The sequence below is a fragment of the Streptomyces sp. NPDC005492 genome (assembly GCF_040605995.1).
GTDB lineage: Bacteria > Actinomycetota > Actinomycetes > Streptomycetales > Streptomycetaceae > Streptomyces.
Genome location: NZ_JBEXDX010000018.1, coordinates 103,096 through 115,495, shown reverse-complemented (window position 1 = coordinate 115,495; position 12,400 = coordinate 103,096). Strand labels below are relative to the sequence as shown.

The window sequence follows — 12,400 nt, the reverse complement described above, 5'->3', positions numbered from 1 at the left end:
CAAGAGTCAGGGAGGGGGAAGCAGAGCCGCGGAAAGCGCGTCACCCCCGCTGCCCATACCCCCGCAAGCGCTCCCCCACCTCCGCCACCTGCTCCCCCGTCAGCAGCGACGGCGACAGGCCGGGTACCGACGACGCCGTCAGCCACAGGCGGCACATCCACTCCAACTGGGCCGTGCGGTCGTAGGCCTGGGCGAGGGAGCTGCCGTAGGCGATCGTGCCGTGGTTCTGGAGGAGGCAGGCGGAGCGGTCGGCGAGGGCGTGGAGCATGTTCTCGGCCAACTCCTCGGTGCCGTACGTCGCATACGGGGCAACCCGGACCGGGCCGCCGAGGGCGGCGGACATGTAGTGGATCAGGGGGAGTTCGGGGACGAGGGTCGAGACGGCGGTCGCGTGCACGGCGTGGGTGTGGACGACGGCGTGGGCGTCGGTGCTGCGGTAGACCGCGAGATGCATGGGGAGTTCGCTCGTCGGGAGCAGGGTGCCGAGCACCTGGCGGCCGTCGAGGTCGACACCGACCGTGTCGGCGGGCGCGAGCCGGTCGTAGGGGACGCCCGACGGTGTGACCAGGACGGTGTCGCCGACGCGCACGGAGACGTTCCCGGAGGTGCCGACGACCAGTCCGTCGGACACGGTCCGGCGGGCCGTCGCGATGAGCGCACCCCAGGCGTCCGCCTCCTCGGCACGCACACTCCTCCCCCGCGCCTGCCCCACATCCTGTGCGGACTCCCGCCCGTCCCGCCCGTCGCGCCGCCGCTCAGCCATGCCGCGATCCTGCCAGCCGAGTCGCCAACGCGCGCTCGGGCGTGGGCACTTTAGGCCGGAAGCCGCGCGCCCGAAAGAGCACATATGGGCATGTACCGCCCGCCGAGGCCCCTTGGCCGGAGACCGACCCGAGTCGACAGATCTTCCAATAACCTCTGGGAGATTTGTCGTGCACGTCGCCATTCCCGGGGGAAACATGGCCCGTCGCCGCAACCGTCACCGCGCCCGCCTCTCAGCCGCCTCCGTCGCCGCGCTCACCCTCACAGCCGTCGCGCTCGTCGAGATTCCGGCCTCGGCCGCGAGCACCGCGAAGGGGCACGACGTCTCCTCGCACCAGAAGAACGTCGACTGGTCGAGCGCGAAGGCGAAGGGCGCCACGTTCGTCTACGTCAAGGCGACCGAGTCCACCGACTACCGCAGCCCCTACTTCGCCCAGCAGTACAACGGCGCCCGCGCCGCCGGAATCGTCCGCGGCGCCTACCACTTCGCCCTGCCGGACAAGTCGTCGGGCGCGGCTCAGGCCGCGTACTTCGTGGCGCACGGCGGCGGCTGGAAGGCGGACGGCTGGACGCTGCCTCCCGCGCTCGACATCGAATACAACCCGTACGACAAGAAGCACGGCTGCTACGGCCTCAGCAAGGCGAGGATGGTCGCCTGGATCAAGGCCTTCAGTGCCGAGGTCGAGCGGGAGACCGGCCGCCGTCCAGTGATCTACACGACGGCCCACTGGTGGAACACCTGCACCGGCGGCAGCACCGCCCTGGCCTCGACCCACGCGCTGTGGATCGCCCGCCACGAGTCGGCGGACGCGGGATCGCTGCCCGCCGGCTGGTCGTACTGGACCTTCTGGCAGTACGACAACGGCGGCAGCCTGCCGGGTGATCAGAATCTCTTCAACGGGTCCCTGAGCCGACTGAAGAAGTTCGCCCGCGGCGACTAGCCCATCCGCCGACACCACGGAGACCCTCTCAGTTCATCTTCCGTTCATTCAGGTTGCCTACGGTCAACGCGCCGATGACCTCGAAAGATTGCCTGGGTAAATGGAAAGCTTCTCGCTGATTCTCGCGATTGTGGTTGTCACCGCTCTCGCGTTCGATTTCACGAACGGTTTCCACGACACCGCCAACGCGATGGCCACCACCATCTCGACCGGTGCGCTCAAGCCCAAGGTCGCGGTGGCCATGTCGGCCACCCTCAACCTGGTGGGCGCTTTTCTCTCCGTGGAGGTCGCCAACACGATCTCCAAGGGGCTCGTCGACGAGAGCGGTATCCGTCCCGAGGTCATCTTCGCCGCGCTGGTCGGCGCGATCCTCTGGAACCTGGTGACCTGGCTCGTCGGACTCCCGTCCAGTTCTTCGCACGCCCTGATGGGCGGGTTGATCGGAGCGACGATCGCCTCCGCCGGCACCGGCGCGGTGCACAGCGACGTCCTGGTCACCAAGGTGCTGCTGCCTGCGGTCGCCGCTCCGATCGTGGCGGGCGTCGCGGCGATGGTCGCCACCCGCTTCTCCTACGCCCTGAGCCGCAACGCCGACGGCAAGGCCGCCGACAAGGGCTTCCGGGTCGGCCAGATCGCCTCCGCCGGCCTGGTCTCCCTGGCCCACGGCACCAACGACGCCCAGAAGACGATGGGCATCATCACGCTGGCCCTGATCGCCGGCGGCTCCATCGCCCCCGACTCGGACCCGCCCACCTGGGTCATCCTCTCCGCGGGCCTCGCCATCGCGATGGGCACCTACATCGGCGGCTGGCGCATCATCCGCACCATGGGCAAGGGCCTGACCGACCTCCGGCCGCAGCAGGGCTTCGCCGCCCAGACCAGCGCCGCCGCGGTCATCCTGGCCTCCGCGCACATCGGCTTCTCGCTCTCCACCACGCACGCCGTCTCCGGCTCGGTGATGGGTGCCGGGCTCGGCCGCAAGGGCGGTGTCGTCCGCTGGTCGACCGCCACCCGGATGTTCGTCGCCTGGGGCCTGACGCTGCCGGCCGCCGCGCTGGTCGGCGCGCTCGCCGAGTCCGTGACCGACCTCGGCGACTGGGGCACCGCACTGGTGGCCGTCTTCCTGGTCGCCTCCAGCACCGGCATCTGGCTGCTCTCCCGCCGCCAGGTGGTCGACGCCTCGAACGTCAACGAGTCCGACGAGCCCGCCGGCGTGGTCACCGCCGCGATCGCCGCCGTCACCCCGCCCCCGTCGGTCGCCCTCTCCGAGGGCCTCACGGCGACGATCCCCGCGCCGCCCGCCGTCACCACGCCCGACCCGGCGACCCCGGCGACCCCGCCGGCCGCCACCGTCTGAGCCCGCGCCCCGGTACGAAGGCACGAGAAGGAACGAATCAGCATGGACATCGACTGGGCAGCCCTCGGCTCCGTCTTCGGCGTCAGCCTCGCGGCCACCGTGGCCCTGGTGGCCGTCTTCACCCTCGGCATCACCGCCCTCTCCCGCCGCGAACGGGCCACCACCCAGGGCGACTCCGCGACCCTCGCCCTGGCCGGCGCGTACGCCTGCTTCGCGGCCTGCGCGGCGGCGGTGGCGTACGGGATCTCCATCATCGTGGCCTGACCGGCCGCCAGTTGGACCCAACGTGGGGTGCGGGACGGACCACCGTCCCGCACCCCACGTCTTCGTGACGTCCTCGACGACCCCTGTGTGGGCATCAGCACACTCCTCCCCCGCAGGTCAACAGCAAGTTGACGCCCCTTCCAACCCCGTGGTGGACTGCCGGAGCCATGTACGGCGGCAGGAGAGGAAGCCGGTGCGAATCCGGCGCGGTCCCGCCACTGTCACCGGGGTAGACAACCCCGGGAGCCAGGAACTCTCACCGCCGGTCTCGTCGAACCAGGGCGTGGACACCCTGAGTGAGGACATACCGCCATGCTCGGCTGCCGTTCGAGGTCCCGTACCAGTACCGTGTCCGACCCGGCGATCGGCTGAGCCGATGCGTGCCGATCGCGTCTTCGCGTACGGCGCCGCCGCCGGCCTTCTCGGCGACCACCTGCTCGGCGATCCTCGCCGCGGGCATCCGGTCGCCGCGTTCGGCCGTGCCGCCGCTGCCGTGGAACGACTGCTGTGGCGCGACCACCGCGGGTGGGGCGCCCTGCACACCGCCGTGTGCGTCGGAGGCGCCGTCTCCCTGGCCGCCGCGGCCACTTCGGCCCTACGACCGTCCCGTACCGCCTCTGCCGCCCTCACTGCCGCCGCCACCTGGGCCGTGGTCGGCGGGACCTCGCTCGCCCGCGAGGCCGGGGCCATCGGGCGTGCACTGGAGGCCGGTGACATCGATGGTGCGCGGGCGCGCCTGCCGCACCTCTGCGGGCGGGACCCCCAGGCCCTCGACGCCGACGGGATCGCCCGGGCCGTCGTCGAGTCCGTCGCCGAGAACACCTCCGACGCGGTGGTGGGCGCCCTGGTGTGGGGCGCCGTGGGCGGGGTGCCGGGGCTCGTCGGGTTCCGGGCCGTGAACACCCTCGACGCCATGGTCGGCCACAAGTCCGCCAAGTACCGCCGCTACGGCTGGGCTTCGGCCCGCCTCGACGACGTCGTCGGCTGGCCGGGCGCCCGCCTCACCGCCGTCCTCGCGACCGTCGCGGGCGGCGACCGGCGCGGGGCTGCACGCGCCTGGCGCACCGACGCCCCCAAGCACCCGAGCCCCAACGCCGGCCCCGTGGAGGCCTCCTTCGCCGGTGCCCTCGGCGTGCGGCTGGGCGGCACGCTCTCCTACGGCGGCCGGGTCGAGCACCGGCCCGTGCTCAACGGCGCCGGGCGCGCCGTCGCCGTACCGGACATCGATCGGGCCGTACGGCTGTCCCGGCGCGTGAGTTGGCTCGCGCTCGGGGCCAGTGTCGCCGGGCGGCTGCTGCTGAAGGGACGCACGTCATGAGCGGCGGAGGACTGCTGGTCGCGGGGACCACCTCGGACGCCGGCAAGAGTGTCGTGACCGCCGGAATCTGCCGGTGGCTGGTACGGCAGGGCGTGAAGGTCGCGCCGTTCAAGGCGCAGAACATGTCCCTGAATTCGTTCGTCACCCGGGAGGGCGCCGAGATCGGGCGGGCGCAGGCCATGCAGGCCCAGGCCTGCCGCATCGAACCGACCGCACTGATGAACCCCGTGCTGCTGAAGCCGGGCGGCGACCAGAGCAGTCAGGTCGTGCTCATGGGGAAGCCGGTGGGCGAGATGAGCGCGCGCGGCTATCACGGGGGGCGGCAACAGCGGCTGCTCGGGACGGTGTTGGACTGTCTCGCGGAGTTGCGGGGCACGTATGACGCGGTGATCTGTGAGGGGGCGGGCAGCCCGGCCGAGATCAATCTGCGGCGGACCGACATCGTGAACATGGGCATCGCGCGGAACGCCGGACTGCCCGTGCTCGTCGTCGGTGACATCGACCGCGGTGGCGTCTTCGCCTCATTCTTCGGGACCGTCGCGCTGCTGTCGCCCGAGGACCAGGCACTCGTCGCCGGGTTCCTCGTCAACAAGTTCCGGGGCGATGTCAGCCTGCTGGAACCGGGGTTGGGGATGCTGCACGACCTCACCGGGCGGCGGACCTACGGCGTGCTGCCGTTCCAGCACGGGCTCGGGATCGACGAGGAGGACGGGCTGCGGATCTCGCTGCGCGGGACCGTCCGTGAGTCGAACACCGCGCCGCCGGTCGGCGAGGACGTGCTGCGGGTCGCCGTCTGCGCGATCCCGCTCATGTCCAACTTCACCGACGTGGACGCGTTGGCCGCCGAACCGGGCGTCGTGGTGCGGTTCGTGGACCGGCCCGAGGAGCTGGCCGACGCCGATCTCGTCGTCATCCCCGGGACCCGGGGCACGGTCAAGGCGCTGGAGTGGCTGCGGGAGCGGGGACTCGCGGACGCTCTGGTCCGCAGGGCGTCCGAGGAGCGCCCGATCCTCGGGATCTGCGGTGGCTTCCAGATCCTCGGCGAGCACATCGAGGACGAGGTCGAAAGCCGGCGCGGACATGTGGACGGGCTCGGAGTGCTGCCCCTGCGCGTGCGTTTCGTCGGCGAGAAGACCCTCACCCGGCCCGTCGGCGAAGCCCTCGGCGAGCGGGTCGAGGGATACGAGATCCACCACGGGGTCGCCCAACTGACCGGCGGAGAAGCCTTCTTGGACGGCTGCCGGGTCGGTCGGACCTGGGGTACGCACTGGCACGGCTCGCTGGAGTCGGACGGGTTCCGGCGGGCGTTCCTGCGCGAGGTGGCGGCCGCCGCGGGCCGCCGGTTCGTACCGGCCGCCGACACCTCGTTCGCCGCGCTGCGCGAGGAGCAGCTCGACCGGCTCGGCGACCTCATCGAACAGCACGCGGACACGGACGCGCTGTGGCGGCTCATCGAGTCCGGCGCGCCGCAAGGACTGCCTTTCATTCCACCGGGAGCGCCCGCATGAGCACAGTGTTGTTGTTGTCGACCGCCGACACGGATCTGCTGGCGGCGCGTGCCTCCGGCGCCGGGTACCGGATCGGCAACCCGAACCGGGTGGACGTCGCGGGCGAGTTGCCCGCGCTCGTCGCGGGCGCGGACATCGCCGTCGTACGACTGCTCGGCGGCAAGCGCGCCTGGGAGGACGGGCTCGCCGCGCTGAAGGCGTCCGGGATTCCGACCGTGCTGCTCGGCGGGGAGACCGTCCCCGACGCGGAGTTGATGGCCGAGTCGTCGGTACCGGCCGGTGTCGTCGCCGAGGCGCTCAGGTATCTCGTCGAGGGTGGCCCGGAGAACCTGGCCGAACTGTCCCGCTTCCTCTCCGACACGGTGCTGCTCACGGGTGAGGGCTTCGAAGCGCCGCAGAAGATGCCCGAGTACGGCGTCCACGGCGAACCCGAACTCGACACGGTCCGCCCGACGGTCGCCGTGCTCTTCTACCGCGCCCACGAACTGAGCGGCAACACCGCCTTCGTGGACACGCTGTGCACCGCGATCGAGGCGAAGGGCGCCAACGCCCTTGCCGTGTACTGCGGTTCACTGCGCGGCGCGGAATCAGGTGTGTACGAGCTCCTGTCCGGCGCGGACGCGCTGATCACCACCGTTCTCGCGGCCGGCGGCACGCATGCCTCGGAGGCATCCGCGGGCGGCGACGAGGACGCCTGGGACATCGAGGCGCTCAACATCCTCGACATCCCTGTCCTGCAAGGGCTCTGCCTCACCTCGTCGCAGGCGGCGTGGGGGGCGTCGGACGCCGCCCTCTCCCCCATGGACGCGGCGATGCAGGTAGCGATCCCCGAGTTCGACGGGCGGCTGATCACCGTCCCCTTCTCCTTCAAGGAGCAGGGTCCGGACGATGTCGCGGTCTACGTCGCCGACCCCGAGCGGGCCGCGCGGGTCGCCGGAATCGCCGTACGGCACGCGAAGTTGAGGCACAAGCCGAACGCCGAGAAGCGGCTCGCGCTCGTGTTCACCGCCTATCCGACCAAGCACTCGCGGGTCGGCAACGCGGTCGGGCTCGACACGCCCGCCTCGGCGGTACGGGTGCTGGACGCGCTGCGGGACGCCGGGTACGCGGTGGACGAACACCCGGACAACGGCGACGAGTTGATCCACCGGCTGATCGCGGCCGGTGGCCATGACGTCGAGTGGCTGACCGAGGACCAGTTGGCCGCCGCGCCCGCCCGCGTGCCGCTCGCCGACTATCAGACGTGGTTCGACAAGCTGGACCCCGAGCTGCGTCAAGGCATGCTCGACGCGTGGGGCGAGCCGCCGGGCAACCTGTACGTGGACGGCGACGACATCGTGCTCGCCTCCCTGCAGTTCGGGAACGTCGTGGTCATGATCCAGCCGCCGCGCGGCTTCGGCGAGAACCCGATCGCGATCTACCACGACCCCGACATGCCGCCGTCGCACCACTACATGGCCGCGTACCGGTGGCTGGACAACAGCTTCGGCGCCGACGCGATCGTCCATATGGGCAAGCACGGCACCATGGAATGGCTGCCGGGCAAGGGACTTGGGCTGAGCGGCGGCTGCGCGCCGGATGCCGTACTCGGTGAACTGCCCCTGATCTACCCGTTCATCGTCAACGACCCGGGCGAGGGCACCCAGGCCAAGCGGCGCGGGCACGCCACGGTCGTCGACCACCTGGTGCCGCCGATGGCGCGTGCCGACACCTACGGCGACCTGGCGAAACTGGAGCAACTCCTCGACGAGTACGCCCTCGTGTCCGACCTGGACCCGACGAAGGCACCGGCCGTGCGCGCGCAGATCTGGACGCTGGTGAAGGCGGCCGAGCTCCACCACGACCTGCATGTGGACGACCAGCCGGACGACGCGGCGTTCGACGAGTTCGTGATGCACATCGACGGCTATCTGTGCGAGATCAAGGACGTCCAGATCCGCGACGGTCTGCACATCCTCGGCGGCGGACCGGTCGGCGAGGCGCGGGTGAACCTCGTGCTGGCCGTGCTGCGCGCCTCGCAGGTGTGGGGAGGGCAGGCCAACGCGCTGCCGGGGCTGCGGGCCGCGCTGGCCGAGCATTTCGGGCTGGTCGAGAAGGAGTTGCTGGCCGAGCCGGGTGCGCCGGTGAAGGTGCCGGTGGAGCTGAGCGACCTGGTCGAGGGGCCCGCCCGTACGGCCGCCGACGCGATCGATCTGCTGGAGCAGCTCTGCCGCCGGTTCGCCGAGGGCATGGAGTCCCAGGAGTGGGAGGTCACCGCCGTCCCGGCGCTCGTGCGTGCCGTCATCGGCGCCGAACTCCCGGACGCCGTCGCGGTGTTGGAGTTCGCCTGCGAGGAGGTGGTGCCCCGGCTGGCCCGCACCACCGACGAGATCGACCACATCCTCAAGGCGCTGGACGGCGGTTACATCCCGGCGGGCCCGTCGGGCTCCCCGACCCGAGGCCTGGTCAACGTCCTGCCGACGGGCCGCAACTTCTACTCCGTCGACCCCAAGGCCATTCCGTCCAGGCTGAGTTGGGAGGTCGGGCAGTCGCTGGCGAACTCGCTGGTGCAGCGGTACCTCCAGGACAACGGCGAGTTCCCGAAGTCCGTCGGGCTCACGGTCTGGGGTACGTCGGCGATGCGCACCCAGGGCGACGACATCGCCGAGATCCTCGCGCTGCTGGGCTGCCGCCCGGTCTGGGACGACGCCTCGCGCCGGGTGACCGGCTTCGAGATCGTGCCCGTCACGGAGTTGGGCCGGCCGCGCATCGATGTCACGGTGCGCATCTCCGGCTTCTTCCGGGACGCGTTCCCGCACGTCGTCGGGCTGATCGACGACGCGGTGCGGGCGGTGGCCGAGTTGGTGGAGCCCCCCGAGTCCAACTACGTCCGCGCCCACGCCGACGAGGACACCGCCGAGCACGGCGACCGGCGCCGGGCCACGGCCCGCATCTTCGGCTCCAAGCCGGGGGCGTACGGCGCGGGTCTGCTGCCGCTGATCGACGCGCGCAACTGGCGCAGCGACGCGGATCTCGCCGAGGTGTACGCGGTGTGGGGCGGTTATGCGTATGGGCGTGGGTTGGACGGGCGGGCGGCGCGCGGGGACATGGAGACCGCGTTCAGGCGAATTGCCGTGGCCGCCAAGAACGTTGACACCCGCGAGCACGATCTCGTCGACGCCGACGACTACTTCCAGTACCACGGCGGCATGGTCGCCATGGTCCGCCACCTGACCGGCGCCTCTCCCGAGGCGTACGTCGGCGACTCCGCGACCCCCGACCAGGTCAAGACCCGCACACTCGGCGAGGAGACCCACCGTGTCTTCCGCGCCCGGGTGGTCAACCCCCGCTGGATGGCGGCGATGCGGCGCCACGGCTACAAGGGCGCCTTCGAGATGGCGGCGACCGTCGACTACCTCTTCGGCTACGACGCGACGGCCGGGGTCGTGGACGACTGGATGTACGAGAAGCTCAGCGCCGAGTACGTCTTCGACCCGGAGAACCGGGACTTCATGAAGAAGTCCAACCCGTGGGCGCTGCGCGGCATCACCGAACGGCTCCTCGAAGCCGCCGAGCGCGGCCTGTGGGCCGAGCCGGACGCGGACACGCTGGAGCGACTGCGGGCCACCTATCTGGAGCTCGAAGGCGACCTGGAGGGCGACGACCAGTGACAACTCCCTTTCCGTTCACGGCCGTTGTAGGCCAGGACGACCTGCGGCTCGCGCTGCTGCTGAACGCCGTGTCGCCGGCGGTCGGTGGTGTGCTGGTGCGCGGCGAGAAGGGCACCGCCAAGTCGACGGCCGTGCGCGCTCTTTCGGCGCTGTTGCCGGAGGTCGCCGTGGTGCCCGGGTGCCGTTTCTCCTGTGATCCCGCCGCGCCCGACCCGGCCTGCCCGGACGGGCCGCACGAGACTGGACCCGGGGCCGGGCGCCCCGCTCGTATGGTCGAGTTGCCGGTCGGCGCCTCGGAGGACCGGCTCGTCGGAGCGCTCGACATCGAGCGGGCGCTCGCCGAGGGCGTCAAGGCCTTCGAGCCGGGGCTGCTGGCCGACGCGCACCGGGGCATCCTCTACGTCGACGAGGTCAATCTTCTTCACGACCACCTCGTGGACCTCTTGTTGGACGCCGCCGCGATGGGCGCCTCCTACGTCGAACGCGAAGGCGTCTCCGTCCGGCACGCCGCCCGCTTCCTGCTCGTCGGCACCATGAACCCCGAAGAGGGCGAACTGCGACCGCAGTTGCTCGACCGGTTCGGGCTGACCGTGGAGGTCGCGGCCTCCCGGGAGCCCGACCAGCGGGTCGAGGTCGTGCGCCGACGGCTCGCCTACGACGACGATCCGGACGGTTTCACCACACGCTGGGCGGACGAGGAGTCCGCCGTACGGGCCCGGATCATCGCCGCGCGTGCGCTGTTGCCGTCCGTGCGGCTGGGCGACGGGGCGCTGCGGCAGATCGCCGCGACCTGCGCCGCCTTCGAGGTGGACGGCATGCGGGCCGACATCGTGATGGCCCGGACGGCGACCGCGCTCGCCGCGTGGGCCGGGCGGACCGACGTCCTCGCCGAGGACGTACGGCAGGCCGCGCTGCTCGCGCTGCCGCACCGCAGGCGCCGAAATCCCTTCGACGCGCCGGGACTTGACGAGAACAAACTCGACGAGACCCTGGAGGAGTTCGCGGAGCAGGAACAGGGGCCCGAGGACGACGATCCAGGGCCCGACGGTCCCGGTGGGGGTGGTGGTCAGCAGCCGCCCGAGTCGGATTCCGACGGGCCTCAGGGTGGGGACACCGGTGCGCGGCCCGAGGCCGGGGAGAGTGGCGAACCTCAGCCGTCAGGAGCCGGGGAGCAGCAACCCGTACGCGCCTCCGAGCCCTTCCGCGCCAAGGTGTTGAGCGTGCCGGGGATCGGCGAGGGTGCCGCCGGGCGGCGTTCGCGGGCGCGGACCGAGCATGGGCGGACCACCGGGGCCCGGCGTCCCCAAGGGGCGCTCACCAAGCTGCACTTGGCGGCGACCGTACAGGCGGCGGCGCCGCATCAGCGGGCCCGGGGTCGTTCCGGGCGTGGGCTGGTGGTGCGCCGGGACGATCTGCGGCAGGCGACGCGGGAAGGGCGTGAGGGCAACCTCGTGCTCTTCGTCGTGGACGCCTCCGGGTCGATGGCGGCCCGGCAGCGGATGAGCGCGGTGAAGGGGGCTGTGCTGTCGCTGCTGTTGGACGCCTATCAGCGGCGGGACAAGGTGGGGCTCGTGACGTTCCGGGGATCGGCCGCCGATGTGGCGCTGCCGCCCACCTCCTCCGTGGACGCCGCCGCCGTACGACTGGAGTCCTTGCCGACCGGTGGGCGGACGCCGCTCGCGGCCGGGCTGCTCAAGGCGCATGACGTGTTGCGGGTGGAGCGGATGCGGGATCCCGCGCGGCGGGCGCTGGTGGTCGTGGTGACCGACGGGCGGGCCACCGGTGGTCCCGAGCCGGTCGCGCTGGCCGGGCGGGCGGCGCGGTTGTTCGCGGCCGACGGGGTCGCCTCCGTGGTCGTGGACTGCGAGTCGGGGCCCGTCCGGCTGGGGTTGGCCGGACAGTTGGCCGGCGAGCTGGAGGGTACGGCGGTGACGCTGGACGAGTTGCGGGCCGACTCGATCGCCGGGCTGGTCAAGGACGTACAGAGGAGGGCCGCGTAGTGCCGCAGGGGCAGCCGAGTGTCGTACCGGACGACGGACTGACGACCCGTCAGCGTCGTAACCGGCCGTTGGTGGTCGTGCACACGGGCGTGGGCAAGGGCAAGTCCACCGCCGCCTTCGGGCTGGCGTTGCGGGCCTGGAACCAGGGGTGGCCGATCGGGGTGTTCCAGTTCGTCAAGTCGGCGAAGTGGAAGGTCGGGGAGGAGAACGCCCTTCGGGTGCTGGGGGCTTCGGGCGAGGGCGGGTCCGTCGACTGGCACAAGATGGGCGAGGGCTGGTCGTGGGTCCAGCGCGACTCCCAGATGGACAACGAGGAGAAGGCCCGCGAAGGGTGGGAGCAGGTCAAGCGGGACCTGGCCGCCGAGACGTACAAGCTGTATGTGCTCGACGAGTTCGCCTATCCGATGCACTGGGGGTGGGTGGATGTCGATGAGGTGGTGTCCGTGCTGCGGGATCGGCCGGGGACCCAGCATGTCGTGATCACCGGACGGAACGCGCCCGAGAAGCTCGTCGACTTCGCCGACCTCGTGACCGACATGTCGAAGGTCAAGCACCCGATGGACGCCGGTCAGAAGGGTCAGCGGGGTATCGAGTGGTGAA

At 71.3% G+C, this 12,400-nt stretch carries 9 protein-coding genes and 1 riboswitch; of the genes, 8 read left to right on the top strand and 1 reads right to left on the bottom strand.

What is annotated here, in order from left to right; all coding sequences use genetic code 11:
• Window positions 1-40 precede the first annotated feature (40 nt).
• Window positions 41-763 (bottom strand): class II aldolase/adducin family protein, encoded by a 723-nt coding sequence (locus tag ABZT04_RS24330; RefSeq protein WP_356059072.1) that lies wholly within the window; start codon window positions 761-763, stop codon window positions 41-43.
• A 196-nt stretch (window positions 764-959) separates the two neighbouring features.
• On the opposite strand from ABZT04_RS24330, the gene ABZT04_RS24325 reads away from it, so the two are divergent.
• The 8 genes from ABZT04_RS24325 to cobO all read left to right on the top strand — a co-directional run bounded on the left by ABZT04_RS24325 (window position 960) and on the right by cobO (window position 12,399).
• The gene (locus ABZT04_RS24325; protein ID WP_356059135.1) at window positions 960-1,703 is read left to right on the top strand and encodes a lysozyme; all 744 of its coding nucleotides are present in this window, start codon (window positions 960-962) and stop codon (window positions 1,701-1,703) included.
• Between the two features lie 100 nt (window positions 1,704-1,803).
• Complete coding sequence (locus tag ABZT04_RS24320; protein WP_356059071.1) at window positions 1,804-3,060, top strand: inorganic phosphate transporter; 1,257 nt, start codon at window positions 1,804-1,806, stop codon at window positions 3,058-3,060.
• Window positions 3,061-3,102: 42 nt separating this feature from the next.
• The gene (locus ABZT04_RS24315; protein WP_356059070.1) at window positions 3,103-3,324 is read left to right on the top strand and encodes a hypothetical protein; all 222 of its coding nucleotides are present in this window, start codon (window positions 3,103-3,105) and stop codon (window positions 3,322-3,324) included.
• A 134-nt stretch (window positions 3,325-3,458) separates the two neighbouring features.
• A riboswitch (cobalamin riboswitch) is annotated at window positions 3,459-3,601 on the top strand.
• Between the two features lie 99 nt (window positions 3,602-3,700).
• Window positions 3,701-4,642, top strand: a complete 942-nt coding sequence (locus tag ABZT04_RS24310; RefSeq protein ID WP_356059069.1) for a cobalamin biosynthesis protein — start codon at window positions 3,701-3,703, stop codon at window positions 4,640-4,642.
• Window positions 4,639-6,150, top strand: coding sequence for a cobyric acid synthase (locus ABZT04_RS24305; RefSeq protein ID WP_356059068.1), 1,512 nt, complete (start codon window positions 4,639-4,641; stop codon window positions 6,148-6,150). The genes ABZT04_RS24310 and ABZT04_RS24305 overlap by 4 nt, the downstream gene beginning before the upstream one ends.
• Window positions 6,147-9,800, top strand: a complete 3,654-nt coding sequence (gene cobN / locus ABZT04_RS24300; RefSeq protein WP_356059067.1) for a cobaltochelatase subunit CobN — start codon at window positions 6,147-6,149, stop codon at window positions 9,798-9,800. The genes ABZT04_RS24305 and cobN overlap by 4 nt, the downstream gene beginning before the upstream one ends.
• Window positions 9,797-11,800, top strand: coding sequence for a putative cobaltochelatase (locus tag ABZT04_RS24295; RefSeq protein WP_356059066.1), 2,004 nt, complete (start codon window positions 9,797-9,799; stop codon window positions 11,798-11,800). The genes cobN and ABZT04_RS24295 overlap by 4 nt, the downstream gene beginning before the upstream one ends.
• Window positions 11,800-12,399 carry a cob(I)yrinic acid a,c-diamide adenosyltransferase gene (gene cobO / locus ABZT04_RS24290; RefSeq protein ID WP_030612453.1) on the top strand — a complete coding sequence of 200 codons (600 nt, stop codon included), beginning with the start codon at window positions 11,800-11,802 and terminating at the stop codon, window positions 12,397-12,399. The genes ABZT04_RS24295 and cobO overlap by 1 nt, the downstream gene beginning before the upstream one ends.
• Window position 12,400: the final 1 nt, after the last annotated feature.